General features: G+C 71.1%; 26 protein-coding genes. 11 read left to right on the top strand and 15 right to left on the bottom strand.

Features of this window, described 5'->3' with window-relative positions; all coding sequences use genetic code 11:
• Positions 1–12 precede the first annotated feature (12 nt).
• The 5 genes from OOJ91_RS06780 to OOJ91_RS06760 all read right to left on the bottom strand — a co-directional run bounded on the left by OOJ91_RS06780 (position 13) and on the right by OOJ91_RS06760 (position 3,863).
• Positions 13–516: a DUF2231 domain-containing protein gene (locus tag OOJ91_RS06780; RefSeq protein ID WP_266243670.1), complete on the bottom strand. Its 504-nt coding sequence runs from the start codon at positions 514–516 to the stop codon at positions 13–15.
• 34 nt (positions 517–550) lie between these two features.
• Complete coding sequence (locus OOJ91_RS06775; protein WP_266243667.1) at positions 551–1,621, bottom strand: sensor histidine kinase; 1,071 nt, start codon at positions 1,619–1,621, stop codon at positions 551–553.
• Between the two features lie 162 nt (positions 1,622–1,783).
• Positions 1,784–2,452 (bottom strand): response regulator transcription factor, encoded by a 669-nt coding sequence (locus tag OOJ91_RS06770; RefSeq protein ID WP_266243665.1) that lies wholly within the window; start codon positions 2,450–2,452, stop codon positions 1,784–1,786.
• A 34-nt stretch (positions 2,453–2,486) separates the two neighbouring features.
• Complete coding sequence (locus OOJ91_RS06765) at positions 2,487–3,323, bottom strand: aldo/keto reductase (RefSeq protein WP_266243663.1); 837 nt, start codon at positions 3,321–3,323, stop codon at positions 2,487–2,489.
• 45 nt (positions 3,324–3,368) lie between these two features.
• The gene (locus tag OOJ91_RS06760) at positions 3,369–3,863 is read right to left on the bottom strand and encodes a hypothetical protein (RefSeq protein WP_266243660.1); all 495 of its coding nucleotides are present in this window, start codon (positions 3,861–3,863) and stop codon (positions 3,369–3,371) included.
• A gap of 121 nt (positions 3,864–3,984) precedes the next feature.
• Between OOJ91_RS06760 and OOJ91_RS06755 the strand changes: the two genes are divergently transcribed.
• Together OOJ91_RS06755 and OOJ91_RS06750 are read left to right on the top strand one after the other, a co-directional pair.
• On the top strand, positions 3,985–4,497 hold the full coding sequence (locus tag OOJ91_RS06755; protein WP_266243658.1) for a sigma-70 family RNA polymerase sigma factor: 513 nt from the start codon (positions 3,985–3,987) through the stop codon (positions 4,495–4,497).
• Positions 4,484–5,254 carry a hypothetical protein gene (locus OOJ91_RS06750; RefSeq protein WP_266243656.1) on the top strand — a complete coding sequence of 257 codons (771 nt, stop codon included), beginning with the start codon at positions 4,484–4,486 and terminating at the stop codon, positions 5,252–5,254. The genes OOJ91_RS06755 and OOJ91_RS06750 overlap by 14 nt, the downstream gene beginning before the upstream one ends.
• Positions 5,255–5,316: 62 nt before the next feature.
• Here the strand turns inward: OOJ91_RS06750 and OOJ91_RS06745 are convergent, their stop codons facing one another.
• Positions 5,317–6,552 (bottom strand): hypothetical protein, encoded by a 1,236-nt coding sequence (locus tag OOJ91_RS06745; protein ID WP_266243654.1) that lies wholly within the window; start codon positions 6,550–6,552, stop codon positions 5,317–5,319.
• 359 nt (positions 6,553–6,911) lie between these two features.
• Between OOJ91_RS06745 and OOJ91_RS06740 the strand changes: the two genes are divergently transcribed.
• Positions 6,912–7,346: a hypothetical protein gene (locus OOJ91_RS06740; RefSeq protein WP_266243652.1), complete on the top strand. Its 435-nt coding sequence runs from the start codon at positions 6,912–6,914 to the stop codon at positions 7,344–7,346.
• Between the two features lie 112 nt (positions 7,347–7,458).
• On the opposite strand, the gene OOJ91_RS06735 is transcribed toward OOJ91_RS06740, so the two are convergent.
• A complete protein-coding gene (locus OOJ91_RS06735; RefSeq protein WP_266243650.1) occupies positions 7,459–8,154 on the bottom strand; it encodes an NAD(P)-dependent oxidoreductase in 696 nt (231 codons plus the stop codon).
• Between the two features lie 66 nt (positions 8,155–8,220).
• Here OOJ91_RS06735 and OOJ91_RS06730 point away from each other — a divergent pair, with 66 nt between their 5' ends.
• Positions 8,221–8,805 carry a TetR family transcriptional regulator gene (locus OOJ91_RS06730; RefSeq protein ID WP_266243648.1) on the top strand — a complete coding sequence of 195 codons (585 nt, stop codon included), beginning with the start codon at positions 8,221–8,223 and terminating at the stop codon, positions 8,803–8,805.
• A 52-nt stretch (positions 8,806–8,857) separates the two neighbouring features.
• The gene (locus OOJ91_RS06725; protein WP_266243646.1) at positions 8,858–10,648 is read left to right on the top strand and encodes a gamma-glutamyltransferase family protein; all 1,791 of its coding nucleotides are present in this window, start codon (positions 8,858–8,860) and stop codon (positions 10,646–10,648) included.
• Between the two features lie 17 nt (positions 10,649–10,665).
• Here the strand turns inward: OOJ91_RS06725 and OOJ91_RS06720 are convergent, their stop codons facing one another.
• The 4 genes from OOJ91_RS06720 to OOJ91_RS06705 are packed head-to-tail and all read right to left on the bottom strand — an operon-like array spanning position 10,666 to position 13,935.
• Positions 10,666–11,292 carry a response regulator gene (locus OOJ91_RS06720; RefSeq protein WP_266243643.1) on the bottom strand — a complete coding sequence of 209 codons (627 nt, stop codon included), beginning with the start codon at positions 11,290–11,292 and terminating at the stop codon, positions 10,666–10,668.
• Positions 11,289–12,554: a sensor histidine kinase gene (locus OOJ91_RS06715; RefSeq protein WP_266243641.1), complete on the bottom strand. Its 1,266-nt coding sequence runs from the start codon at positions 12,552–12,554 to the stop codon at positions 11,289–11,291. Before OOJ91_RS06715 ends, OOJ91_RS06720 begins: the two co-directional genes overlap by 4 nt.
• 5 nt (positions 12,555–12,559) lie before the next feature.
• Positions 12,560–13,012 carry an ABA4-like family protein gene (locus tag OOJ91_RS06710; RefSeq protein WP_266243639.1) on the bottom strand — a complete coding sequence of 151 codons (453 nt, stop codon included), beginning with the start codon at positions 13,010–13,012 and terminating at the stop codon, positions 12,560–12,562.
• Entirely contained in the window at positions 13,009–13,935 is a 927-nt protein-coding gene (locus tag OOJ91_RS06705; protein ID WP_266243636.1) for a hypothetical protein, read from the bottom strand. The genes OOJ91_RS06710 and OOJ91_RS06705 overlap by 4 nt, the downstream gene beginning before the upstream one ends.
• A 166-nt stretch (positions 13,936–14,101) precedes the next feature.
• Here OOJ91_RS06705 and OOJ91_RS06700 point away from each other — a divergent pair, with 166 nt between their 5' ends.
• Positions 14,102–14,854 (top strand): glyoxalase, encoded by a 753-nt coding sequence (locus OOJ91_RS06700; RefSeq protein WP_266243633.1) that lies wholly within the window; start codon positions 14,102–14,104, stop codon positions 14,852–14,854.
• 47 nt (positions 14,855–14,901) lie between these two features.
• Here the strand turns inward: OOJ91_RS06700 and OOJ91_RS06695 are convergent, their stop codons facing one another.
• Positions 14,902–16,152 carry an MFS transporter gene (locus OOJ91_RS06695; RefSeq protein WP_266243631.1) on the bottom strand — a complete coding sequence of 417 codons (1,251 nt, stop codon included), beginning with the start codon at positions 16,150–16,152 and terminating at the stop codon, positions 14,902–14,904.
• A gap of 82 nt (positions 16,153–16,234) precedes the next feature.
• Here OOJ91_RS06695 and OOJ91_RS06690 point away from each other — a divergent pair, with 82 nt between their 5' ends.
• A complete protein-coding gene (locus OOJ91_RS06690; protein ID WP_266243629.1) occupies positions 16,235–17,119 on the top strand; it encodes a LysR family transcriptional regulator in 885 nt (294 codons plus the stop codon).
• 3 nt (positions 17,120–17,122) lie between these two features.
• On the opposite strand, the gene OOJ91_RS06685 is transcribed toward OOJ91_RS06690, so the two are convergent.
• Positions 17,123–18,163: an RNA polymerase subunit sigma-70 gene (locus tag OOJ91_RS06685; protein ID WP_266243627.1), complete on the bottom strand. Its 1,041-nt coding sequence runs from the start codon at positions 18,161–18,163 to the stop codon at positions 17,123–17,125.
• Positions 18,164–18,289: 126 nt separating this feature from the next.
• Here OOJ91_RS06685 and OOJ91_RS06680 point away from each other — a divergent pair, with 126 nt between their 5' ends.
• Entirely contained in the window at positions 18,290–18,862 is a 573-nt protein-coding gene (locus OOJ91_RS06680; RefSeq protein WP_266243625.1) for a dihydrofolate reductase family protein, read from the top strand.
• A gap of 36 nt (positions 18,863–18,898) precedes the next feature.
• Here OOJ91_RS06680 and OOJ91_RS06675 read toward each other — a convergent pair whose 3' ends face one another.
• Positions 18,899–19,309 carry an NUDIX hydrolase gene (locus OOJ91_RS06675; RefSeq protein ID WP_266243623.1) on the bottom strand — a complete coding sequence of 137 codons (411 nt, stop codon included), beginning with the start codon at positions 19,307–19,309 and terminating at the stop codon, positions 18,899–18,901.
• 57 nt (positions 19,310–19,366) lie between these two features.
• Here OOJ91_RS06675 and OOJ91_RS06670 point away from each other — a divergent pair, with 57 nt between their 5' ends.
• Positions 19,367–19,804 (top strand): ASCH domain-containing protein, encoded by a 438-nt coding sequence (locus OOJ91_RS06670; RefSeq protein WP_266243622.1) that lies wholly within the window; start codon positions 19,367–19,369, stop codon positions 19,802–19,804.
• Between the two features lie 251 nt (positions 19,805–20,055).
• On the opposite strand, the gene OOJ91_RS06665 is transcribed toward OOJ91_RS06670, so the two are convergent.
• Entirely contained in the window at positions 20,056–21,252 is a 1,197-nt protein-coding gene (locus tag OOJ91_RS06665) for a low temperature requirement protein A (RefSeq protein ID WP_266243619.1), read from the bottom strand.
• Between the two features lie 145 nt (positions 21,253–21,397).
• Between OOJ91_RS06665 and OOJ91_RS06660 the strand changes: the two genes are divergently transcribed.
• A complete protein-coding gene (locus tag OOJ91_RS06660) occupies positions 21,398–22,195 on the top strand; it encodes a PrsW family intramembrane metalloprotease (protein ID WP_266243617.1) in 798 nt (265 codons plus the stop codon).
• 145 nt (positions 22,196–22,340) lie between these two features.
• On the top strand, positions 22,341–25,616 hold the full coding sequence (fdh, locus tag OOJ91_RS06655; RefSeq protein WP_266243615.1) for a formate dehydrogenase: 3,276 nt from the start codon (positions 22,341–22,343) through the stop codon (positions 25,614–25,616).
• The last annotated feature ends 3 nt before the right edge of the window (positions 25,617–25,619 follow it).

Raw genomic sequence — 25,619 nt, 5'->3', positions numbered from 1 at the left:
CGGCCCGGCGCGTCAGTCGTCGTCACCGTGTCCGGCGGAGGCGGCCGGCACGTTGCCCCAGACCGCCTTCGCCCCGGAATCGCCCACGCGGTAGACCTGCACCAGGTTCGCGACCGCTACGACCACGGCCAGCACCGCGATCACCACCGCGACCGGCCCGGACACGCGGCGGGAGCCGGCCGTCTCCCCGTCCGGCCGGGCACCCCGGCGATCAAGCCAGACCAGCGCGACGGCCGCCGCCAGCAGCGGCAGCGCGAACCAGAGCAGGGTGTCACCCAGTTGGGCGTGCTCACCCGGGTCGCCGACCCGTCGCTCCAGGCCCTCACCACTTGAGGTGGCGAGCGGGATCGCGGCCGTGGCCAGCGCGGCGATCAGCACGACAAGCCAACCGTAGCGGCCCCGCCAGGACGGTCGGACGGCCAGCGCGGCGACGCCGATCGCGGCCAACGGCAGGAGGACCACCACGGCGTGCACGACGAGCGGGTGCAGTGGCAGTCCGTTGACGGTGTCGGGCACGGGGCCTCCTCGGCATTCGGTATGGCACTGTGCCTCACGATATTGCCGGTTTCTTGCGAAGTTCTTGCACGCCCGACCCGGTCGGCAGCAGCAGGTTGAAGGTGGCGCCCTGGCCGGGGGTGCCAGTCACCTCGATCGCCCCGTGGTGAGCGCGTGCGACCTGCTGCACGAGCGCCAGGCCCAGCCCGAACCGGCGGCCCGTACCGGCGCTGCCGTGCGCGAAGCGGTCGAAGAGCCCGTCCGCCTCGGCCGGGTCGAGGCCCACACCGTCGTCGTCGACCTCGACGGCCACCCGATCAGCACTCCGTCGCACTGTCACGGTGACGTGCCCGCCGGCGGCCACATGCCCGATGGCGTTGTCGACCAGGGCGGTCACCGCCCGGCGCAGCGACGTGCGCGCACCGCGTACCGGCGCCTCCCCGAAGGTCTCCACGCGCAGCTCGACCTTCCGCTCCTGGGCGTACGCCTCCATGGTCGCGACCACCTCGCGGGCCACCTCGGCCAGGTCAACGGCCGTGGCCGGTGGCGGCTGATGTTCGGCGGCGGCGGACACCAGCAGGTCGTCGACCACGTCACCGAGGGACCGGGTGTCCGCCACGAGTTGGTCGAGCTGGTCGGTGAGCTGCGCCGCCGGCTGCGTCCGGGACCGGCGGGCCAACAACTGTGCGCGGGTGTGCAGAACGGTGAGCGGGGTGCGCAGTTCGTGCGAGGCGTCCGCGACGAAACGGCGTTGCAGGGTCAGCGCGGTGGCCAGGGGCGCGACCGCCCGGCGGGCGAGCAACGTGGCGGCGACCAGTGCGCCGGCCAGGCCAGCCAACTCGGCCACGAGCAGCGCGATGCCGAGCTGCCCCTGGCGTTGACGTAGCGGGGCGAGGTCCGCGGCGACCGCCCACCGGCTCCCGTCCGGCCGGTGGGCGACCAGCACCCGTACCGGATGGTCGTCACCCGCGTCGGTGTCGAATCGCCCCGGTTGCCGTCCCACCGCGTCACCGAGGACCCGGACCAGCTCCGGCGGCGCGCTCCCGGTCACCTCGACGGCTTCCGATCCGGCTGCCCTGCGGGCAAGGAACTCGCCGGGTGGCGGGTCGTCGGTGTCCTCGGCCATCGTGAGCACCTGATCCAGCTCGGTGTCAGCGTCCGGGACTGCTGGCGGCTGGTGAGGACGAACATCAACGCGCCGACAAGTAGCAGCACCGCGCCGATCGCCCCGGCGGTCTGCGCCACACTGCGCCGTCGGGCTCGGACCAGCCGGGTCTCGTCCACGCCGTCAGCCCGTGCCGATCCGGTAGCCGAGTCCGTGCACGGTACGGATGGCCCCTCGACCGAGCTTGCGGCGCAGGTGATGGACGCAGGCGTCGACGGTCCCCGGGGCATCGGCGTGGTCGAAGGCGGTGGTCAGCAGTTCCGCCCGCGTGAAGATTTTCGTCGGTCGGCCCGCGAGGGCGCGCAGCACGGCGAACTCGCGGGCGGAGAGCGGAATCTCCCCGTCGTCGTCGAGCACTCGCCGGTTCCCCACGTCCAGCCAGCGCCGCCGCCCCAGCGGCAGCCGGCCCGCAGCGTCCTGGTGCCGACGACGCAGTGCCCGCAACCGGGCCAGCAACTCGGCCACGTCGAAGGGTTTGACCAGGTAGTCCTCGGCGCCGGCGTCGAGCCCCTCCACCCGGTCGTTCAGCGCGCCCCGGGCGGTGAGCAGCAGCACCGGGCAGGTCACGCCCCGCGCCCGCAACCGGGTGACCAGCCCCAGCCCGTCCAGCGCGGGCAGCCCTCGGTCGACCACCAGGACGGAGTAGTCGCGGGACAGGGCGTGGTGCAGGCCGCTCTGCCCGTCACCGGCCACGTCGACCTCGTACCCCTCCTCGGCGAGCAGATCGCCGAGCAGGGCGGTCAGCGCGAGGTCGTCCTCGACCAGCAGCAGGCGCGGGCGGGCACTCTCCACCGGCCCAGTATTCCCCGTCCACGGGCAGGGACTCTCAGAACTCCTCGTACACCGCCGGGTCCTGGTCCGCGAGCCGTCCGTCCGCGCGGCCCAGAGCGGTGATGGCCTCGATCTCCGCGTCGGTGAGCTTGCTGTCGAAGACGTCCAGGTTCTCGATCTGGCGCTGGGGGGAGGCGGCCTTGGGCAGTGGGATGACCTGGCGGGCCACGTGCCAGGCGAGGATGGCCTGCGCCGGGCTGATGCCGTGGCCGGCCGCGATCTCCACGATCGTCGGGTGCTGCTGGAGGTCGTTGCCGTGCCCGAGCGGGCTCCAGCCCTGTACGAGGATCCCGTGCTCCCGGTGGTAGTCGATCGCCTCCTGCTGCGGGAAGTACGGGTGCACCTCGATCTGGTTGACCACCGGGGCCACCCCGGTCTCGGCCACCAGCCGGTCGATGTGCTCGGGCAGGAAGTTGGAGAGCCCGATGTGCCGGACCAGCCCGCGCTCGCGCGCCTCGACCAGCGCCCGCCACGCCTGCACGTATTTGTCGACCTTGGGGTTCGGCCAGTGGATCAGGTAGAGGTCGATCCGGTCCAGGCCGGTCCGGTAGACACTCTCCTCGATGGTGGTCAGCGCCTCGTCGAAGGCGTGGTGCCGACCCGGCAGCTTCGACGTGACGACCAACTCGTCGCGTGCGCCGCCCGCCGCACGGGCGGCCCGACCGACAGTGCCCTCGTTCTCGTAGTTCACCGCCGAGTCGATCAGCCGGTAACCCGCCCGGATCGCCTGACCGATCGCGTCGACGCCCGCCGCGCCGTTGAGCCGGTACGTGCCGAGCCCGATCGCCGGCAGGGAGGTGCCGTCGGCTGCCGTCAGGTGGGGAATCGCCATGATCGGGACCCTACCCGTACGGGTGGCGCGTCACCATCGACTGCGTCAACTGTCGATGACCCGCAGGAAGACCGTGCCGCTGCCGGCGTCGAGATAGACGGTGCCGCCGTACTGTGCCGTCCGCACGTCCTCGGCGTACTTCTCGCTCACCTGCCAGGTCCCGCCGCTGGGCAGGAACGGACGCAGCTCGGCGCTCAGCGACGCGTCCCAACCGGGGGGAGCGGGCTGCCACTCGTACTCCTTGATGGTGGTGGCAATGGTGTCGGGTCGCAGCACGACAAGTGCCTCGATGCGCGTGTCGGTCGGGCCCGGTACGGTGACGCGGCTGCCGGCCCCGGCCGGTGCCGTCTGCCAGTGGACGTCGATGAAGGTGCCGAGGCGTGGAAACCGTTCGGCGATCGGGTCTCTGTCGGTCCGTACCGGTGCCGGGCTCGCGCTGGCGGTCCTGTCTGGCGGCCCGTCATCGGGGGCACTGTCGGAGCATCCGGCGAGGATGACGACGAGCGTCGTCGCCAGGAGTCCGGCGCGTAGGTCAACCATCGGAACGTCCACCCCTCGGTCCTTCTCAGGGGCTGTCCGAGCGCACAGCCACTCGGTGCCCCAACCGGAGCGGCCTCCGGTTCGTCCAAGATACTGAGGGCAACGCCGAGGGGACCCTGTTGTGGCCGGTTGGGAGCGAGTGCTGACGGACCTCGTCAGCACCAGAGGCGCGGCGCTGAAGCGCTACGCCTACCTGCTGTGCGGCAACGACAGCGACGCCGAAGACCTGGTGCAGGACGCGTTGGTGCGGGCGTTCACCCGGCCGCGACGCGAGGAGATCGACAACCCGGAGCAGTACGTCCGCAAGGCCGTCCTCAACCTCTACCTCGACCGGGTCCGCCGGCGCGGCGTGTGGCGGCGGGTGATGCCGTTCACGGTGGCACCGGACCGGACCGACGACGACTCACGTGCCGTCGATGCCCGACACGACCTACGGACGGCGCTCCTGGCGCTCACCCCACGACAACGGGCATGTGTCGTCCTCTATTACCACGTCGATCTATCCATTCCGGAAATCGCCGCGCACCTCGGCTGCGCCGCCGGCTCGGTGAAGCGCTACCTGCACGACGGGAGACGCCGCCTGGCCGGGCTGCTGGATGACGACACCAGGGAGGACGACCGTGCCGTCCGATGATCGTCTTTTGCGGGAGCGCCTGGCAAGCTTGGCAGATCGGGCCGCTCCGCCGTCGTTCGCCACCGATCACCTGCGTGCACGTGTCCGCCGACGGCGCAATCTCCTGGCGGCCGGAACCGGCGTGGCGTCGATCATGGTGGTATCGCTGGTGACCGTCGTAACGGCCGGAATCGTCGGCGGCGAAAATCCAATTACCGGCACGGGCGCCACGCCGGGGCCGTCGACTGCCGCCGGGCCCACCGCCGGAACCGAAAAGGAGCCTGGGGTGTACGTCTGCGGCGACCGCTACGACCATCCCGGTTCAACGTCGGGAGGCATCCTCACTGCAGAGGTGTCCTCGGTAGCCAACGTGAATGGCGACTCCGGGCCTGCAATAACTGTGGCGTTCGCCGCCACGAGGGCGGTCCATGTGACCTCCAGTCCGCCATCGCTGCTTCAGGTGCTCTATTTGAAGGACGGCGTCATTGTCGGCGGAGGGCCGATGGTCAACGGGCCGGGCGACACCAGCAGCCAGGGCGTCGACGCGATCGGCGATGGGTTCGATCTCGCTCCCGGCAAACCTCACGAACAGCAGCTCGGTCCGCGCGAGATGTTGTGCCCGTCTCTGACCTGGTCGGAGATCTGGGCCAGGCCCGCTCTCTACGAGGTTGCGGTGGTCCTCGGCCCGGTCGAAGACCGCGGGGAGGAACTCGTCCTCGGTGTTCCGCTCCCGCCCACTGTCGCCGTGCTTGTGGTGAAAGCGGCGCTGCCGGGCTGAACAACGCTTGCCCCGCGCAGCCCCGACCAGAGGGCTACGCGGGGAAAGCGCCGATGTCAGAGTCAGGGCGCGAGTGACATTCCGAGGATGTTGAAGATGGCCGGCGCCTCCGTCCACCTCGCCATCGAGCCGCCACTCGCGCTCACGATTCCGCGAGCCTGACGAACGTTGGCACTGACGTTGAACACGAGCCCTCCGCTGTCACCGGGTCGAGCCGCCGCGAGGCCGTCGCGTTGCAGGCCTTCGACGCCGCCGTGGGTGACGCCGTTGGACCCCACCCAGGTAAGCCAACTCTTGGTCACCTGGATGCCGCACACGACACCGGAGACGTAGCCCGTGTGGCAGACCCAATCTCCGGCGTAGGAGAGACCAGAACTGGTCACGTCGTTGACCGTGTAGTTGCCCGACTTTCCGTCCCACGTCCGGCTCGCTGTCGTTCCCGTGGAGGAGGTGTCGATTGCCACCGCGTCGTAATAATCGGATCGGGTGGTGGTAACTCCGATCTTGTTGCGTCCACCGCTCTCCCAGCCGGTGTAGACCGTCACGCTGTTGGCGAAGCAGTGCCCAGCCGTGATGAGGAAGGACCGCCCGTCGGAGTTCCGGCGGGCAGGTAGACCCGACGTGCAGTCGTATCCTTCGCTCTGCGTCGTCCCCGATGCGCTCAACGCCTCGCCCGAGATCCACTGGGGGGTGTCCCGCCGCCGCGAGACGTCGGCCATCGCGGGAGCCGGTTCGACGACTGTAGGAACGCCGACGAGGTCGGCGACGGGCCGCCGAGCGACGGCGGACGGTGTCAACGCCTCCGCGGCGCGTACGACATCCCGTGCGCGAACCGTCAGAGCACTGCCGTCGGCGGGTACTGCCACGCTCTCGATCGACAGGTCCGTACGCTGCTGCTCGCTGATGAGTCGCTCACTCGCTGCCTTCAACTCGCCGAGAGTGTGACGACCCTGCTTCAGCTCGATCCGGTCCGCTTCGATCGTCGGATCGGTCTTCCTCACCGCAGCGAGGAAGCTCTTCGTGGCACTGAGATCCGTCAGATAGATCTTGATCGTTCCAGTCGTCCCATCCAGCTCGAGGCCCGAGAAGACGCCGCTGTGAGACCGAGCCCCGACCGAAGCGGCCGCATCCGCGATAGCCCGCAGTGGCTGTAGCAGAACGCCTTGCTCGCTGGGCGACATGGCCGCGATCTGCTGGTTCGTCAACTGGGGCGAATCGGCCGCGGCCGGACTGCTCACCATTGCAGTCGTTGTCATCAAGGTCGCCGCGATGACGGCAGCCCCCCGCATTCTTGACATCCACGTCCTCCTCGCACTGAAATGAGGAGACAGACCTTATTGGAGTGCAATTGATGTCGATGCCCCGTCGGGCTAACCCGCACAAAGGATGATCTGCACCCAATACTGCGGGTATCACGTGACCAGGACGAGAGGGCGTCGTTCTGCTCCTCTGGTAGCTCAGGGCACGTACGGACCCACAGCCAATGAGCCAGCGCTACGTCATCCCCCAGCGCTGTCGAGGTGGTGTCTCGGGTGCGGCGGCTTGAGCGGGATCTTGCCTGCCGGGCCGGGGATTACCCGGACCGTCAACGGTACGAGGTGAACGGCCGCACGTACGCGGTCGAACCGAGCTGTACCAGATTCACTTCGAGGACGAGTTGCCCGCGGACGCGCTGCGCCGGCATCTGCAGCAGGATTACGGCATCGCCCCCGACGCCGTTTACGTCGGCCGGATCGAGGACCGGTCGGCGGACGATCCACGCCCGGTGGTCATGTTCACCCCGCCAGACGAGGACGAGGGATTCGGCTGGATTCTCACCGGTGACACGGAACTCGCCGATGCCACCGGAGAGAACGAGCGGGATCTCGCCATCAGTTTGGCGCGTACCTTCGGGGTACGGGCTCTGGTCGACGACGGCAGCGTCTATCCCGACCGTTGGCTACTGGTCAGCTCCGACGGAAGCAGCGGCCGAGTCACGACCGATGAGGACGCGGCTGCGGACGGCGACCTCCGGGTCGTAAATGCGCTGGCGCCGATCTCCGGGGAACCGCAACTGGCCGTGCTGCCGCCGCCGGAGTGGGCGCGCGGCTAGCACGCAGCCGTACGGTGGGCGCCACCTCATCCGGACGAGGAGCGCATCAGATCCCTACTCGCCCTGCCATGGTTGTCGTGAGGATCTGCCGGGCGGTGAGCGCCGCGCGGCGTCACTTCTTCCTGACGACGGCCTCCCGCCACAGCAGTCCCGCGATGCTCGGCCGGACCTCGGTGGTGATCACGGCCATCGCCCGCCGGACGAATTGGTCGTCGGTCACCTGCGCCAGCATGCTCGCCGCCAGGTCCGCGCGTGCCGTGAACAGGCCGTCCGCGACGTTCTCGGCCACCTCGTAGCGCGTCGTGGTGGGGTGGTCGAACAGGCCGGACGGGCGGGCGATGGTCCAGTCCAGGTCGCTGGAGCGTACGAGTGTCTCCATCCGGCGCATGTCCTCGTGGGCGGTGCGGCCCACCCGGCGGTTGAACAGTGGATCCAGCACGTTGTTGAAGAAGAACTCGCCGCTGGGTCGCCAGGTCGGGTCCAGGACGCTGGAGCTGACCGTGACGAGCCGCCGCACGCGGTGGCGGTTCATCGCCGCGACGATGTGCGCGTTGCCTCGTGAGTAGACGCTTATCGGTCTCGGGCTGAGCGGTACGCCCAGGCTGGACAGGACGGCATCGCTGCCGGCGACGGCCCGGTCGACCGCGTCGGGGTCGGCGACATCGGCGCCGATCACGGTGAGGCCGGCGCGGGGCCGGATGTCGTCGGGGCGGCGGGTGACCGCGACGACCTCGTGGCCGGCGGTCAGGGCCTGCTCGGTGATCTGGCGTCCGGTGGGTCCGGTGGCGCCGAAGACGACGGTACGCATCTGTGCACTCCTCGTTGTGGTGGTGACGGCGTTGACCGTGCCAGCGCGGGAGCGCATTATTCAACTGTGTTGAATAAAACCCGAGGTCGACCCCGTGGCAATCCCGATACCCGGGCCCGCATCGCCGCGGCCGCCCGCGACCTGTTCCGCGCGCACGGCTACCCGGGTACGACGGTGCGGGCGGTCGCCGCCGCCGCGGGGGTCGATCCGGCGCTCATCAGCTATCACTTCGGCTCCAAGCAGGGCCTCTTCAGCCAGTCACTGAACCTGCTGTGCGTCGACCCCACCGCCCTGGACCAGGCTCTGCGGGGCGATCAGGCCGGTCTGGCCGACCGTCTGCTCGACTCGGTCACCGGTCTGTGGGACGCCGGCGTGCCCGCCGAGAACCGGATGGCGGTGCGGGACGACGAGACGATGCGCGCCCTGCGTGACTACCTCGACGGTGAGCTGCGCCTCCGCATCGCTGAATTTCTCGGCGGCTCCGACGCGACGGAGCGCGCCACCGCCGCCGTCGGCGTACTCGGAGGGTTGATCTTCACGCGGTACCTGAACCCGATCCGGTCGATCGACACCCTGTCACCGACCGACGTCCGGCGGGTCTTCGGTCCGGCGCTGCGGGCGGCCCTGCACGCCCGGCCCCGCCGGCCCTGACCCGTCGCCCCCGTCGTACGCTCCGGGCCGCGCACACGAGTGAGGTGTTGTCATGACGTTCACCACCCGACCGACGTTGCAGGGAACCTTCGGCATGGTGTCGTCGACGCACTGGCTCGCCAGCCAGTCCGCGATGGGGATCCTCGAACGCGGCGGGAACGCCTTCGACGCCGCGGTCACCGCCGGGTTCGTCCTGCACGTCGTCGAGCCGCACCTCAACGGCCCGGGGGGCGAGGTGCCGGCCATCGTGGCGACCGCCCAGGACCCTCGCCCGAAGGTGCTGTGCGGGCAGGGTCCCGCGCCGGCCGGCGCGACCACCGCGCACTTCCGGTCCCTCGGCATGGATCTCATTCCGGGCGCGGGCCCGCTGGCGGCGGCAGTGCCCGGCGCGGTCGACGCGTGGTTCCTGCTGCTGCGCGAGCACGGCACGATGTCCCTGGCCGACGTCCTCGAACCGGCGATCGGCTACGCCGCCGCCGGTCACCCCCTGGTGGGCAGCGTGGGTGCGACGGTGGCGGCCGTACGGTCGCTGTTCGAGGAGCACTGGCCCACGTCCGCCCAGCTCTGGCTGCGCGGCGGCCGGCCACCCGCCGCGGGGGAGAGGTTCACCAATCCGGTGTACGCGCAGACCCTGCGCCGACTTGTCGAGGCCGGTCAGGCGGCCGGCGCCGACCGGGAGGCGCAGATCGAGGCCGCACGCCGCGCCTGGGGTACGGGCTTCGTGGCCGAGGCGATCGACGAGTTCAGCCGTCAGCCGTTCCGTGACTCCAGTGGGCGCGCGCACGCCGGGCTGGTCACCGGCGACGACCTGGCCTCGTACTCGGCGACCTGGGAGGCCCCTGCCACCCTCGACTGGCACGGCTACTCGGTGGCGAAGACCGGGTTCTGGGGCCAGGGCCCGGTGCTGCTGGAGACGCTAGCCACCCTCGACGCGCTCGACGACACCGGCGCGTACGAGACGGCGACCGCCGCCGGCATCCACGCCCAGGTGGAGGCGCTGAAGCTCGCCTTCGCCGATCGCGAGGCGTGGTACGGCGACAGCGCCGAGGTGCCCGCCACGGCGCTGCTCTCCCCGGAGTACGCGCGGGAGCGGGCGGCCCTGATCGGTGACCGCGCGTCTGCCGAGCTGCGGCCGGGACGGCCGGACGGGGCGTCGCCGCGTCTGCCCGCGCACGTCCGGTCCGGGGTCGGCCACCGGGTCGATTCATCGGACCCCACGACGGGGGAGCCGACGGTGCGCTCCGACGGGGTGACCAGGGGCGACACCTGCCACGTGGACGTCGTCGACAGGTGGGGCAACATGATCTCGGCGACGCCGAGTGGGGGTTGGTTGCAGAGTTCGCCCACGATCCCGCAGCTCGGGTTTCCGCTGGGCAGTCGGTTGCAGATGTTCTGGTTGGAGGAGGGCCTCGCCTCGTCGCTGGCCCCGGGCCGCCGACCGCGCACCACGCTGAGCCCGACGATGGTGCACCGCGACGGGGAGCCGATCCTGGCCTGCGGCACACCCGGCGGCGACCAGCAGGACCAGTGGCAGGTGCCCTTCCTGCTGCGTCACCTGGTCGGGGGCCGGCACCTGCAGGAGGCCATTGACGCGCCCGCGTGGCACACCGTCAGCCTGCCCGGGTCGTTCTATCCCCGCGACTCGGAGCCCGGCGTCCTGCTTGTGGAGGACCGGCTCGACGCCGACGTGGTGGCGGCCCTGCGGGCGTACGGGCACGAGGTGCGGCTCGCCGACGCGTGGAGTCTGGGCCGGCTCTGCGCCGTGACCCGGGACCCCGCGACGGGTGTGCTCGCCGCCGGGGCGAACCCGAGAGGCATGCAGGGCTACGCCTGCGGCCGGTAGCGGACGCGCCCGGAGGCTCAGGCGCCGCGCGCGAACAGCGCCAGGCGTACGCGGTTGGGGCTGTCGGTCTTGGTCATGAGGCTCGTGATGTGGGTCTTGACGGTGGTGACGCCGATGTGGAGTCGCTCGGCGATCTCGGTGTTGGACAGGCCCTCGGCGACGAGTGTCAGCACGTCCTGCTCGCGCGCGGTCAGCCCCTGGACCTGTCGGGGTGGCGCGGCGCGGGCACGCACGGCGCGCTGGACGAGGCGGTGCAGCACCTCGGGGCTGAACGGGCTGTCGCCGGCGGCGGCCCGACGGATGCCGTCCAGCAGCTCGGTAGGGGGCGCGTCCTTGAGCAGGAAGCCGCACGCACCGGCGCTCAGCGCGGGATAAAGGTGGTCGTCGTCGCCGAAGGTGGTCAGCACCAGCACCCGGGTGGCGGGACGCTCGGCGAGGATCCGCCCGGTCGCGGTGATCCCGTCGACGCCGGGCATGCGCAGGTCCATGACGACGACGTCGGGGATGAGCCGCGCGGCGAGGGTGACCGCCTCGCGGCCGTTGTCGGCCTCACCGACGACCTCGATGTCGGGCTGCGCGTCGCACAGCATGCGCAGCCCCGCGCGAATGAGATGCTGGTCGTCGACAAGCAGGACGCGGATCACGCGAGCTCCGGGGTCGGTGACCCGGCCGGGGCCTCGCGGGTCCGGGGCGCCGACCCGACAGGCGTCGCGGCGGCGGTCTCGGGGAGTGTGTTCGGCAGGACGGTCCGCACCCGCCAGCCCGTGCCGGTCGGGCCCGCCTCCAGCAGGCCGCCGAGGACCTCGACGCGTTCCCGCATCCCGGTGATGCCGTGGCCGCCGCCGGCTGGCACCGCCGTCGGCGCGCTGTCGCCGTCGACCCCGCCCCCGTCGTCGGTGACCTCCCAGTGCACCGCCCCGTCGTGCACGGCGACCACCAGGTGGGCCCGCGCGGACGGCCCGGCGTGCCGCGCCACGTTGGTGAGCGCCTCCTGGGTCAGCCGCAGCACGGCCAGGCCACGCACGGCGTCGAGCGCGCCGATCGCCGCGTCGATGTCGGCCTCCACTGTGATGCCGGCCTGGCGGCCCCGGTCGACGGCGGCGCCGAGCGCCGAGGGGAGCGCCGAGGGCTCGATCGCGGTCAGCGCCGCGTCGCCGCGTACCCCGTCGGGGTCGCGCAGCACCGCGACCAGCCGGCGCAGCTCCGCCAGGGCCGCGGTGCCCGTGCCGTGCACGTCGTCGAACACCTCGTCCACCCGGGGGTCCAGGTCGGTGAGGACGTGCCGGGCCACGCCGACCCGCAGCACCATCGACGCCACGTGGTGGGCGACGACGTCGTGCAGCTCGCGGGCGATGGCGCTGCGCTCGTCGGCGCGCGCGGCGCGGCTCTCCGACTCGCGACGTCGCTGCTCCGCCAGCGCCCGCTCCACGGTCTGCCGACCCAGCTCCCGGTTGGCCCGGATGACCAGGCCGAGCAGCACCGGAACGCCGACCTCCAGGCCCAGCCCGACGACGCCGGAGGCGACCTGGCGCAGCGGGTCGCCGATCGAGTCGGTCAGGTCGACGGCGGCCAGCAGCCCGGCGGTCAGCCAGATGGTGCGGGCGCGACCCGCGCGCATGGTGACCTCGAGCAGGGCCCAGCTCGCGCCCACCTGGTTGATGGTGACGTCGTCGATGAGGCAGATCGCGACGGCCAGCAACGCCGTCTGGAGGACCAGGTTGACCACCGGCCGGCGGTACGTCACGAGCGCGCCGGCGAACGCGGCCACCGCGAGGATCCACTGCGTCACGGTCGGCGTGAGGTGAGGGTGGGGCACGACGAGCAGGTAACCCAACCCGCTGAGGTCGAGCAGCGCCATCCGCACGCGCGCGTCCCGCGTGTCGAACAGTTGCCCCAGCCACCCCACGGCCGTCAGCCTAGGTGCTCGCGGTCGGTGGCAGCGACCGCCGGCCGCCGCCACCGCGCCCGCACGGCCAGGTAGGCGGCCAGCCCGAGCGGTCCGAGCAGGATGGTCAGCACCAGCACCGGAGCCATGACCAGCGCCGGCACCCCCCGTTCACGGCTGTCCAGCCACGCCCACCGTCCCACGAACAGATCGAACGCGATCATGTGCGCCCAGCCCGCCGCCGCGCCGTCGGGCGTGCCGAGCAGCTCGCGGACCCCGTCCAGGGTCGGCGACGCGACGGCGGGCAGCACCGTGCCGAACGCCGGGATCACCAACAGCGCGTAGATCACCACGACCGGCAGCACGATCAGTGGCGAGCCGATGATCCGGGCGGTCCAGGACCAGCGCGGCGCCAGGATCATCAGCGCCCAGAACGGCGCGGCCACCGCGAACGTCAGGGAGAACAGCGTCGCGGTCATGCCGCGAGCGCCAGTTCCGGGCGGCGTCGGCGGGTCAGGACCAGGCTGCTTGCGGTCGCCGTCGCGACCACCAGGGCCGCGACGACGCCGAGGGTGAGGGCGTCCGGACGCAGCAGCGGCTGCCCGCGCAGGGCCTGCCAGGTCAACAGCACTGTGAGTACGCCGTACGCGCTGCCCGCGATGACCAGCAGTCGGACGCGGGTGCGCGCGTCGAGCCGGGTCGCGAAACGGGTCAGCAGGAGCGCCAGGATCGGCAGGGCCTGGAGCGCGTGCAGCCCCACGAAGTGCCCGATCCGCAGGTCGCCGCCGGTGGTGCTCCAGCCGACCACCGGCAGCCCCGGCCCGCCGTCGGCCACGCCGACGCTGTGCGCCCCGGAGATGCCCTCGATGCCCGGGTCCTGCATCGGCAGGGCCATCGGCACCGCCGCGAGCATGCCGAGCAGGCTCAGGCCGAGCCCCCACCCGACGGCGGTCGCGGCGACCCGGTCGGGGATCCGCCGGATCAGCACGACGATCCCGATGACGAGGTGCGCGACGAACAGCACACTGATCGCCGCGCCCATCGCCGCGAACAGAGCGGTGTTCAGCGGGGTGCTGGCGTTGAAGTGGCTGGTCTGCCCGCGCAGCACCTGACCGACGAGCCACACGTTCTCCAGCACCGCCACCGTGACGATGACCAGGACGGCTCGTTCGGCGATCCGGCTACGCCCGGGCAGCAGGGAGAGCATCCAGGCGAGCGTAGCGCCGTACAGCACGAAGGACACCGCGAACTTGAACGGCTTGAGCCAGATCGGCGCCCCGGTGAGGACGCGTGGGTCGACGAGAATGCCGACCGTGGCGACGACGGCGAGCATCGCCATCGCGCCGACGAGGAGCACGAGGGGGCGGTTCCACTGTGTCGCCCGACGCAGAACGGTAGTCATGTCTGTAGATGCTCGTGGCCGTTCCCCCCTGTCGCGTCCGACCGACGGCCCCGGTTGCGGCCGCTGGTCGGAGCGCGCCTCCTCCCTGGGTAGGAGGCCGGGGCCGGCGCGTCCGACCGCCGGTGCTGGCACAATGACCGGCCTGCCGAGCGGACCGGGAGCGACCATGACGACCAATGAGGACCGTGTGCAGCCGAACGAGACCACCGTGCCGCTGCTGCCCTGCCCGGCGCCGGAGGAGACCCTGGCCTTCTGGCGTGCGCTCGGTTTCACGGTGCCCTTCGAGCAGATGCGGCCGTACGTGTACCTGGTCGTGCAGTTCAGCGGGTTCGCCCTGCACTACGGCCCGGCGCCGAGGGGCCTCGACCCGGCGAAGGAGCAGACCGGCGGCTGCCTGGTGATGGTCGACGCGGTTGCGCCGTACCACGCGGCGTTCGCCGACGCGATGCGCAGCGCCCACGGCAGGGTGCTGGTCAAGGGCCTGCCCCGGCTGACCCGCTACCGGGCCGGGGCGTCGCGGTTCAGCGTCGTCGACCCGTCGGGCAACACCATCGTCTTCATCCAGCGCGACGAGCCGAAGGATCTGGAGTACGGCGGGTCGTCGGACCTTGAGGGGTTGGCCCGGGTGCTCGACAACGCGCGGATCCTGCGCGAGTTCAAGATGGACGACCGGGCCGCCTACCGGGCGCTCGACTCCGGGATGCGCCGTCGTGCCGAGGACGCCCCCGCTGTCGAGCAGGCGACGGCGCTGGCCGGCCTGATCGAGCTGTCGATCGCGCTGGGCAAGACCGATCGGGTGCCCGAGTGGGGTGCCCGCCTGCGCGCGCTGACGTTGACCGAGGAGGAGCGTACGCAGGTGCGGGCCTATGTCGCGGACCCGGTGGTCCTCGAACCGTGGTGGTCCGACCCGCCGCGGTGACCGCCGAGGCCGGGGTCGGGCCGCGTCCGCCCGACCCGGCCGGCGGGTCAGCGGGTCGCGGAGCTGCGGCGGAACAACACCGTCACGCCGGCGAGCAGGACGAGCAGCAGCCCGGTGAACCAGGTCATCGCCGTGATCGTGCTGACGGTTCGCGTGGCGATCCCGATGCCGACGGCCGGCAGGCTCATCCCCAGGTAGGCGATGAGGAACAGCCCGGCCAGGGCCTCCCCGCGCCGGGCGGGCGCGGCCATCGCCGCGACCGTGCCGACGGCGGCCTTGAACAGCACGCCCGCGCCGACACCGGCGACCACGCCACCGACCAGGAACGCGGTCAGGCTGGCGGTGTGCATGCCCACCAGCACGACGGGCACGCCGACCGCCTGCGCCAGCAGCCCGAGTCGTACCTTCGTCGGGGCGGGCAGCCTGTTGGTGACGGTCTGCGCCACTGCGGCGCCGCCGAACACGGCGAACACGACCGCGCCGGCCAGCGCCCGCGACGGCAGGTGCAGGGCGCCCGCGACGAAGCCCGGGGCGACGGAGGTGAACAGGCCGAACACGGCGAACGACGCGAAGCCGGCGGCGGCAGCGGCCACGTACCCGGCCCGGTCGCCGTGGTCGGCGCTGATCCGCTGCGGCCGGTACGTGGGTGTGACAAGCCGCTCCCGCACGGTCTCCGGGGTCGCCGCGACGGCCACGATGCTGGCGGTCAGCAGCACGGCGAACACCAGGTACGGGGTGCGCAGCGGCGCGTGGACGTACTGGGCGAGAACGCCCGCGACCAACGCGCCCACGCCGAGGCCACCGATGTTGGCGGCCGTGGAGACCACCTCGAAGCGCTGGCGGGACGCGCCGGGCCGGTGCGCCGCGTGCAGCTCCTGGAGGTACGCGGTGGCGGTCGCGGTGATCATGCCGATGCCCAGTCCGCTCACCAGGCGGGCGACAAGCAGCACCGGCAGGGACGCGTCGCCCAGGAACAGCGCGGCGGCGACCAGCTCCAGCGCCAGCGCCGGGATGAGGATCTTCTTCCGGCCGACCCAGTCGGAGACGTGCCCGGCGAGCAGCAGGCTGATCACGACGCCCACCGCGTACGCCGCGAACACGATCGTGACCATGAACGTGGAGAAGCCGTCCCGGGCCATGTAGAGCGGGTAGAGCGGGGACGGCACGGTGCAGAACGCCATCGCGGTCAGGAACGCCAGGGCGATCGCCCAGAAGCCCCGGCCGTGGCGGCGAGAGGATCCTTCGTCGCGGGCGGTCGCGGCGACGGGCCGGCGGGAGGACAGGGTGGTCGACGACATGACCCCACTGTCGCCCGGCGCGATCATCACGTCCAACGAAAGTTGATGCTAGTAACGATCGCCATAGGTGATACTTGGCGGCGTGGAACTGCGCCAACTCGAGTATTTCGTCGCCGTGGCCGAGGAACAGAACTTCACACGCGCCGCCGCTCGCCTGCACGTCGTCCAGTCCGCCGTCTCCGCAGCGGTCAAGACCCTGGAACGCGAACTGGGTGCGCCGCTGCTGGACCGCAACTCCAAACGCGTACTCCTCACCGACGCCGGCGCCGCGCTGCTGCCCCGCGCCCGCGTCGCCCTCGACGCGGCCCGCGACGCCCGCGACGCCGTGGCCGAGGTGCACGGCGGACTCCGTGGCACCCTGCGGATCGGCACGATGACGTCGACCCGGCTCCTGCACCTGCCGGCCCTGCTCGGCGAGTTCCACCGCCGGCACCCCGGGGTCCTGCTGCACACGAGCGTCGCCCCCGCCGGCTCCCAGGGGCTCATCGACGCGCTCACCGAACGCCGGCTCGACCTCGCGTTCGTCTCGCTGCCCGGCACCCCGCCGCCGGAGATCCACCTGACCGAGCTGGCCCGCTCGGTCATCGACCTCGTCGTGCCGGACGACCATCCGTTGGCCGCCCGCGAGGCGGTGACGCTCGACGAACTCGCCGGCCTGGACTTCATCGACTCCCCGGTCGGGTACGGCAACCGCGCCGTCACCGACCGGGCGTTCGCCACCGCCGGCCTGTCCCGGCGCGTCACGATCGAGATCCCCGACATCGCGACCGGCGCCGACCACGTCCGGCACGGCCTCGGCATCGCGCTGCTGCCCCGCTTCGCCGTCGCCGACGCCGAGGGCGTACGCACGCTGCGCGTCGCCGACGCCGACCTCGACTGGACGGCGTCGCTCGCCACGCCTGTGGACCGCCCGGCGGGCGCCGCCGCCCGCGCCCTCATCGCCCTGACCGGCGATTTCCTGCCCTGACGGTTATCCCACCCGGCCGCTCGTCTGGGCCCGCCGCAGGCTGGTCAGGGGCGTTGACACAGGCACCAGCTCCGGAGCGTGGCCCGCAAGTGTCGTCGGGAGTCCGAACAGGTCGAACATCGTCGGGTCGACGAACGTCACGCAGCAGCGGATCAGGCCACCCCGCACGCTGAAGAGCTGAAGCGAGTGCGCCCGGACGCCCCCCGCCTCCGGGTCCGGGGCGTACGCCGCCAGCGCCGTGGTGCCGTTGGCCCGCACGGGCACCAGGCGCCAGCCCTCGCCCCGCATGGCGAAGACGCGTTCCAGGAACCGGTGGTAGTGCGCTCTGCCGACGAGCCAGAGCGCCACCGGTGGCATCTCCAGCACCACGTCATCGGAGAGCAGGCGGGTCAGGCCGTCCAGGTCGGCCGCCTCGAACGCCGCCAGATAACGCTCGACCACGGCGCGCTCGTCGGGATCGGCCGGTTCGCGTACCTCGTCGAGCACCGGCCCGGCGGCCCGCAGCGTCGCTCGGGCCCGCTGCAGACTGCTGTTCACCGAGGCGACGCTGCTGCCCAGGGCCTGCGCCACCTCGACGGCCGACAACTGGAGCACCTCCCGCAGCACCAGCGCGGCGCGTTGCCGAGCGGGCAGCAGTTGCAGCGCCGCGACCAGGGCGAGCCGCAGACCCGTACGCTGCTGGAGGGCGTCGGCGGGGTCACCGAGCCGTGCGTCCGGAAACGGCTGCAACCAGGGCACGTCGAGGCGCGGGATGAGCGGCGCGGACGGGTCACCGGCCGGGTTCAGCCCGCTCGGCAGTGGCCGACGAGCGCGCCCCGCCAACGCCGTGAGGCAGGCGTTCGTCGCGATGCGGTGCAGCCAGGTCCGCAACGACGACAGCTCCGGGTCGTACCGGTCGGCGGCCCGCCAGGCTCGTAGCAGCGTCTCCTGCACCAGGTCCTCGGCCTCGTCCACCGAACCGAGCATCCGGTAGCAGTGCGCCAGCAGGTCGCCCCGGTACGCCTCGTACCGGCCGTCCCGGTCCTGCGCTGTCGCCTCGGCCACGCCGGAGAGCGTACGCCGACGCACGGCCAGGATTCCCCGGCGTGGACCGATGAGTTCGGCGCGCGGCGTCAGTAGGTGTGCAGTACGAGCGGTCCACGGCGGGCCGTCACGATGAGAGGAATCCACATGGGCGACATCATTGTCATTCAGTTCTGCACGCTGGACGGCGTGGTCTCCGACCCCGACGGGCGTGGGGGCACCGGCCACGGCGGCTGGGCGTTCCGGCACGGGGCCGGGCCGGTCAGCGGCGACAAGTTCCGCCTCGGGGCCCGGATGGAGCAGGGCGTCCAGCTCTACGGCCGGCGCACCTGGGAGCATTTCGCCAAGCTGTGGCCGAGCCGCGACGGGGGATACGCCACGGTGATGAACACCGTGCCCAAGAGGGTGGCCACCACCAGCGGCATCGACGCGGCGGCCTGGCCGAACTCGGCGCCGATCGACGGCGACCCGGTCGACTGGGCCACCGACGAACGCACCCGGCGCGACGTCGTGGTGATCGGCAGCCTGAGCCTCGTCCGGGCGCTGGCGGCGGCCGACGTCATCGACGAGTACCGGCTGATCACGTTCCCGACGATCGTCGGTGCCGGCGACCGCTTGTTCGCCACCGGCACGCCCGCCGACTTCCGGTTCAGCGCTGTGGAACCCGTCGAGGCGGGAGCCTTCACCGTGCTGCGGCGCGACCGCCCGGAGGCACCGTGAGACCCGGGCCACCGGGGGAACCACCCGCGCCGCGTGTCAGGTGTCCCCGAGGTGCAGCGACAGCGCCACAACGGTCGAGACCGCCAGCTCCCGATCGCGTAACTCGTGGCGCCTGACGAACACCATGGCCTGACCCTCGCCCAGCACCACGTCCTCCTGTCGCGCGGTGGTGACACCGCGGAAGACATGCACCGTGACCGTGTGCGGGAAGCCTTCCTCGTACGGGCGTGGGCCGCTCCACAGCGGGTGCAGCTCACCGGCTGTCAGGCCGGCCTCCTCCAGCAGCTCGCGGCGGGCCGCCTGCTCGGGCGACTCGCCGGGCTCGACATGGCCGCCGGGCAGGCTCCACTGGTTTGGTGAGACGGGCGCGTGCTCGTCGCGATGCTGCATCAGCACCGCCCCGGAGGGGTCGGCGAGCAGCACGAGGGCGACGTCGTAGGTGGCCATCCACGAGACCATGCCACGCTGGCCCTCGTCGCTGGTGCCCGGGCGTACCCTCCGTTCATGGTTGTGGATGATCTCCCGGTGGTGGAGTTCGGGTTTCCCGGGCCGCTGCGGGACACGCTGGTGGCCGCGATTCTGTCCGGCGCGAAGACCTCCACGTCCGCGCTGCTGATCGGATACGAGCGCGCGAACGAGGCGCTGCCCGAGGTCGGTCGGCGATCCGCGGTGGTCGACTCGCGGGGGAGGCGGGTGGCGGCGATCGAGGTGACCGAGGTGCGGGTGGTCCGGCTCGCCTACGTGGACCTGGCACACGCCCTGGCCGAGGGGGAGGGGGACGAGTCGGTGGCGCAGTGGCGAGCGGGACACGAGTCGTTCTGGCACAGCGCCGAGGTGCGCGCCGAGCTGGGCGATCCCGACTTCACCGTCGACGACGAGACCCTGGTGGTGACCAAGCGCTTCCGGCTGCTGCAGCTCGGCCCACCTGCCCTGGACGAGTAGGTCCTGAATCAGGACGGGGCTGGGGTCGCGGCGAAGAGCGCTGGCCATCCGCTGTGGCTGCGCGCTGTGCCGATGTGCTGGTGAGCGGTATACCTCAGCGGTATGAATATGACTCTGAGGTATACCGCTCACGACCGCATCCGCCCCTGACCGAGGTGACCGACGGTCACCGCAAGCCCGCCGGCTGCCGCAGCTTGGCCCACCAGCCGAGGGCTGTGGCAGCCAGCCCTCGTCGGCCCGGCCGGACCTCGTCAGGTGGGCGGGGCCGCCAGTTTCGGCGCGCTGCGACGGTCACGCGCCGCGTCCTCCGCGGCGAGCGCGATGAGAACGGCAGTCGTCGACGCCACAGTGGCCTCCGGCGGCAGGTGGACCACCACGGGGGAGAGGCCGGCCAGGACGAGGATGCCGATCGGCCGAGGCAGGGTCACCCGACCGAAGATCACGTATTCGAAGCCGACGCGCCCGGCCAGGAACAGGGCGGGACCTCCGATGATGCCGGCGACCCAGGACGGTGGCGTGTGCGTCGTCGGATGCTCCATGACCAGCGTGAATCCGACAGCCGTCAGGATGGTCCCGGCGATCATGGCCATGTGCGCGAACGAGGACCACTGGCTGAGGCGGTGCGGGTCGCGCGCCGCGGTGATCGCCGGGCCGAGTTGGCCGCCTGCCTGGTAGACGTAGAGCCGCCACATGAGCGCGGCGCTGGCGAACGACAGTGTGATCGCCGCCGCGCGCCTGAGCGTGAACGCGTCGGAACCGGTGTCGGTGAAGGTCATGCCCAGGGCCAGGACGATCTCGCCCAGAGCGATGATGAACACCTGGCGGTAGCGCTCGGCGACGTGGGTCGCGGTGATCTCCAGCGCCGGCCCCAGCGCGTGACCCAGTCGCCACGGGGTCGGCCACCGCAGCGCCGCCGACACATAGTCGACGGTCAGGGCCGACAGCCACAGGATGCCCCGGGCCCAACCCTGGACGAACGCCCCGGGAATCCAGCCGAGCGCCGAGACGAGGAACCAGAAACGGGCCCGCAGTACGTGGTTCAGCACCACGGTTCTGCGCGCCGCCCACACCACGAAGAGAAAACGCCCGAGGCTGATGGCGGCGAAGATGGCGGCGAAGAACGGGCCGTTGCCGTGGAACCCCTCGGGCACCTGGATCGCCATCAGGAAGATGCCGAACATGACCAGGACGACGTACCACTGGACGGACGCGCGCTGTGGGTCGAACTGGTCCGTCATCCACGCCGTCAGGACCCAGATCCACCACAGCGCCAGGAACAGCACGAGCGCTTCGAACCCACCCTGGAGGGTGAGGTCGTTGATCAGCAGGCGGGTGAGCTGGGTCAGCGCGAAGACGTACACCAGGTCGAAGAAGAGCTCGATGAACGCGGGCTGCTTCGGGGCGTCCCGGGCGCGCAGCAGCGGGTGGAGCGGCGGGTTCCGGTTCATCGATGGCAGCGTCTCTGTCGGGGATTCGTCCGTGCGTCGGTTATATCCGACCCTCAGATGCCGCGAACCGGATTGAGGACTTCACGAACGTCTCCGCTCGCCGTCGGGCTGGTCTTCGTAACACCGATCCGCCAGACTGCGCGGTATGCGTGATCGTTCTCGCCGGTGGGCGTGGGTCGGAGTGCTAATCGTCGGGCTGATCCTCTATCTGGCGGTGCTGCGGACCCTCGTGCGCACCCAGAACCCGAACTTCGTGCCGGCGCTGATCCTGCTCGGAGCGACCCTGGCGCCCCTGACGTTCCTCACGTTCGCCCAGGCCCGTACCGGGCGCTGGCAGGTGCCGTCGTCGGTGCTGGTGACGTCGGCGTTCTTCGGCGGGGTGATCGGCACGGTGGTCGCCGGCACCCTGGAGTACGACACCCTGCGCGGCCTCGGCACCCTGCCCATGCTGTTCGTGGCGTTGATCGAGGAGTCGGCGAAGCTGATCGTCCCCGTGGTGCTGCTGTTCACGGCCCTGGCGCAGCACCGTCGCCGCCTGCCGTCCGACGGCCTTGTCATCGGCGTGGCCGCAGGCATGGGCTTCGCGGCGCTGGAGACGATGGGGTACGCGTTCACCGCGCTGCTGAGCTCGCACGGCAACATCGGCGCGGTGGAGCAGACCCTGTTCATCCGCGGCCTGACCGCGCCCGCCGGGCACACCGCCTGGACCGGGCTCACCGCCGGGGCGCTGTGGGCGCTGCTGGCCAGCCCGAGCGTCGGCCGGCTCTTCGGGTTCCTCGGCACCTTCCTGGGCGTCGTCGTCCTGCACACACTGTGGGACACCTTCTCCGGTTCGCTGGTCTTCGTCGTGCTGGCGATCGTCAGCATCGGCTGGCTGTTCTGGGAGCTGCACCGCTACCGGACCTTCGGCGACCGCCTGGTCGTTCAGCGCCCGTCGAGCTGATCCGGGCCCCTCCACCATGCCTCCCTCGGCCAGCGGAAACTGGCCGGGGGAGGCATCGCTCTGCTGATCCTGCTGCGGCCGGGCCGGCACCTCATCTAGTGTCGGACTGTTCACATTTAGTGGCTTTCGTCGGGAAGGTGCAGCGATGGGGGTGCGCCGCTGGGTCGAGCGCTGGCCGCTCTATCGCCAGCTCACTGGCCCCGATCCGTTGGGCCGGGGCGCGGCGGCCAAGTCCGCCCGGTCGCTGACGCTCACCGCCCGCACCGACACCGCCGACTCGGTCGCCCGGTCCGTCTGTCCGTACTGCGCGGTGGGGTGTGGCCAGCGGGTGTACGTGGCCGACGGGCAGGTCACGCAGATCGAGGGCGATCCGGACAGTCCGATCTCGCGGGGTCGGTTGTGTCCGAAGGGCGCGGCGAGCAAGAGTCTGGTGACCAGTCCGTTGCGGCAGACGACGGTCCGCTACCGGCGGCCGTACGGCACCGAGTGGGAGGATCTCGACCTCGACACGGCGATGAACATGATCGCCGACCGGGTCCTGGCCGCCCGGGACGAGACCTGGGAAGACCGTGACGACGAGGGCCGGCCGCTCCACCGGACGCTCGGTTTCGCCAGTCTGGGCGGGGCGACGCTCGACAACGAGGAGAACTACCTCATCAAGAAGTTGTTCACCGCGATGGGGGCGTTGCAGATCGAGAACCAGGCCCGTATTTGACACTCCGCCACAGTCCCCGGTCTGGGGACCAGCTTCGGTCGCGGCGGCGCCACCCAGTTCCAGCAGGACCTGTCGAACTCCGACATGATCGTCATCCAGGGTTCGAACATGGCCGAGGCGCATCCGGTGGGCTTTCAGTGGGTGATGGAGGCCAAGCGCCGTGGGGCGAAGGTGTTCCACGTCGACCCGCGGTTCACGCGGACGAGCGCGGTGGCGGACGCGTACCTGCCGATCCGGGCGGGCACCGACATCGCCCTGCTCGGCGGCGTGATCCGCTACATCCTGGACAACGAGCTGGACTTCCGCGAGTACGTCGTGGCGTACACGAACGCCGCCACCATCGTGACCGAGGAGTACCGGGACACCGAGGACCTGCACGGGCTCTTCTCCGGTTTCGCCGAGGAGAACGCCAGCTACGACCAGAGCAGTTGGCAGTACGAGGGCGCCGAGGAGAACGTCTCCTCGCAGAACACCGAGACCCAGCGGGAGACGGCAGCCGGGCTGGAGCACGAGTCACACGGCGCGCCGGTGGGCGGCGACACCCAGCGCGACGAGACGTTGCAGCATCCGCGCTGCGTCTACCAGATCCTCAAGCGGCACTTCTCCCGCTACACGCCGGAGATGGTGGAGCGGGTCTGCGGCATCCCGCAGGACAAGTTCCTCGAACTGGCCCAGGCGTGGACGGCCAACTCGGGCCGGGAGCGAACGAGCATGCTCGTCTACTCGGTCGGGTGGACCCAGCACAGCGTGGGAGTCCAGTACATCCGCGCCGGCGCGATCATCCAGTTGCTGCTGGGCAACGTGGGCCGGCCCGGTGGTGGCGTCATGGCCCTGCGGGGACACGCGAGCATCCAGGGCTCCACAGACGTGCCGACGCTGTTCAACCTGCTGCCCGGCTACCTGCCGATGCCGCACCACGCCGACCACCCGACGTTCGACGAGTGGGTGGACAGCATCCGGCACCCCGGGCAGAAGGGCTTCTGGGGCAACGCGCGCGCCTACGGCGTGAACCTGCTCAAGGCGTACTGGGGTGACGCCGCGACCGCCGACAACGACTACTGCTACGACTACGTGCCCCGGATGACCGGTGACCACGGCACCTACCAGCAGGTGCTCAACATGATCGACGGGAAGATCAAGGGGTACTTCCTGCTCGGGCAGAACCCCGCGGTCGGCTCGGCGCACGGCCGCGCCCAGCGGTTGGGGATGGCGAACCTGGACTGGCTTGTCGTCCGGGACCTGTTCATGATCGAGAGCGCCACGTTCTGGCAGCACGCCCCGGAGATCGAGACGGGCGAGATCGTGCCGGCGGAATGCCGGACCGAGGTGTTCTTCCTGCCCGCCGCCTCGCACGTGGAGAAGGAGGGCACGTTCACGCAGACGCAGCGGTTGTTGCAGTGGCGGGAGAAGGCCGTCGAGCCGCCAGGCGACGCCCGCTCCGAGCTGTGGTTCTTCTACCACCTCGGCCGCATCGTCAGGGAACGGCTGGCCCGCTCGACCCTGGCCCGCGACCGGGCGCTGCTCGACCTCACCTGGGACTACCCCACCCACGGCCGATACGCCGAGCCGAGCGCCGAGTCGGTGCTGTACGAGATCAACGGGTACGACGTGGCCAGCGGCCGACCGCTGTCGAGCTACACCGAGATGAAGGACGACGGCACCACCGCCGGAGGCTGCTGGATCTACACAGGCGTGTACGCCGACGGCGTCAACCAGGCCGCCCGCCGCAAGCCCGGCTCGGAGCAGTCCCTGGTCGCGCTCGAGTGGGGCTGGGCGTGGCCGTCCAACCGTCGGATCCTCTACAACCGTGCCTCGGCCGACCCGGACGGCAGGCCCTGGAGCGAGCGCAAGAAGTACGTGTGGTGGGACGCGGGAAAGGCCGAGTGGACCGGCTACGACGTGCCGGACTTCGAAAAGAACAAGGCGCCCTCGTACCGGCCGGCGCCGAACTCCTCAGGCGTGGCGGGCATCGCGGGCGACGACCCCTTCATCCTGCAGGGCGACGGCAAGGGCTGGCTGTACGCGCCCAGCGGCGTGCTGGACGGGCCGCTGCCGACGCACTACGAGCCGGTGGAGTCGCCGGTGCGTAACCCGCTCTACCGGCAGCAGGCCAACCCGGCCCGCAAGGTCTACATCCACCCGATCAACACCCTCAATCCGAGCCCTCCGGAGCAGCACAGCGACGTCTTCCCGTACGTGTTCACGGTCAGCAGGCTCACCGAGCACCACACGGCCGGCGGCATGAGCCGGACCGTCGCGCACCTCGCCGAGCTGCAACCGGAGATGTTCGTCGAGGTGTCGCCGGAGCTGGCCGCGCACCGCGGCCTGACCCACCTGGGCTGGGCACATCTGGTCAGCACCCGCGCGGCAATCGAGGCGAAGGTCCTGGTGACCGACCGGATCACCCCACTGCGGGTGGACGGCCGGATCATCCACCAGCTCTGGTTGCCGTACCACTTCGGTTACGAGGGTCTGGTGACCGGCGACTCGGCGAACGACCTGTTCGGCATCACCCTCGACCCCAACGTCCTCATTCAGGAGAGCAAGGTCGGTACGTGCGACGTACGGCCCGGCCGACGCCCGAGGGGCCAGGATCTGCTGGACCTCGTCGTCGACTACCGGCGACGGTCGGGGGACCTGAGCCACCGTTACCCGCCGCTGGTCACGACCGACGTCGCCGACAGCAGCAGCGACCAGGAGGCCTGACCG

It is taken from the genome of Micromonospora lupini, assembly GCF_026342015.1.
GTDB lineage: Bacteria > Actinomycetota > Actinomycetes > Mycobacteriales > Micromonosporaceae > Micromonospora > Micromonospora lupini_B.
Note: the sequence above shows the minus strand (reverse complement) of the source record. Positions and strands in the feature narration are given on the sequence as shown.

Coding starts and splice junctions, on each gene's coding strand:
- OOJ91_RS06775 (WP_266243667.1), bottom strand. CDS start 1,621: ATGGCCGAGGACACCGACGACCCGCCACCCGGCGAGTTCCTTGCCCGC.
- OOJ91_RS06765 (WP_266243663.1), bottom strand. CDS start 3,323: ATGGCGATTCCCCACCTGACGGCAGCCGACGGCACCTCCCTGCCGGCG.
- OOJ91_RS06760 (WP_266243660.1), bottom strand. CDS start 3,863: ATGGTTGACCTACGCGCCGGACTCCTGGCGACGACGCTCGTCGTCATC.
- OOJ91_RS06745 (WP_266243654.1), bottom strand. CDS start 6,552: ATGTCAAGAATGCGGGGGGCTGCCGTCATCGCGGCGACCTTGATGACA.
- OOJ91_RS06735 (WP_266243650.1), bottom strand. CDS start 8,154: ATGCGTACCGTCGTCTTCGGCGCCACCGGACCCACCGGACGCCAGATC.
- OOJ91_RS06725 (WP_266243646.1), top strand. CDS start 8,858: ATGACGTTCACCACCCGACCGACGTTGCAGGGAACCTTCGGCATGGTG.
- OOJ91_RS06710 (WP_266243639.1), bottom strand. CDS start 13,012: ATGACCGCGACGCTGTTCTCCCTGACGTTCGCGGTGGCCGCGCCGTTC.
- OOJ91_RS06705 (WP_266243636.1), bottom strand. CDS start 13,935: ATGACTACCGTTCTGCGTCGGGCGACACAGTGGAACCGCCCCCTCGTG.
- OOJ91_RS06700 (WP_266243633.1), top strand. CDS start 14,102: ATGACGACCAATGAGGACCGTGTGCAGCCGAACGAGACCACCGTGCCG.
- OOJ91_RS06695 (WP_266243631.1), bottom strand. CDS start 16,152: ATGTCGTCGACCACCCTGTCCTCCCGCCGGCCCGTCGCCGCGACCGCC.
- OOJ91_RS06680 (WP_266243625.1), top strand. CDS start 18,290: ATGGGCGACATCATTGTCATTCAGTTCTGCACGCTGGACGGCGTGGTC.
- OOJ91_RS06675 (WP_266243623.1), bottom strand. CDS start 19,309: ATGGCCACCTACGACGTCGCCCTCGTGCTGCTCGCCGACCCCTCCGGG.
- OOJ91_RS06670 (WP_266243622.1), top strand. CDS start 19,367: ATGGTTGTGGATGATCTCCCGGTGGTGGAGTTCGGGTTTCCCGGGCCG.
- OOJ91_RS06665 (WP_266243619.1), bottom strand. CDS start 21,252: ATGAACCGGAACCCGCCGCTCCACCCGCTGCTGCGCGCCCGGGACGCC.
- OOJ91_RS06660 (WP_266243617.1), top strand. CDS start 21,398: ATGCGTGATCGTTCTCGCCGGTGGGCGTGGGTCGGAGTGCTAATCGTC.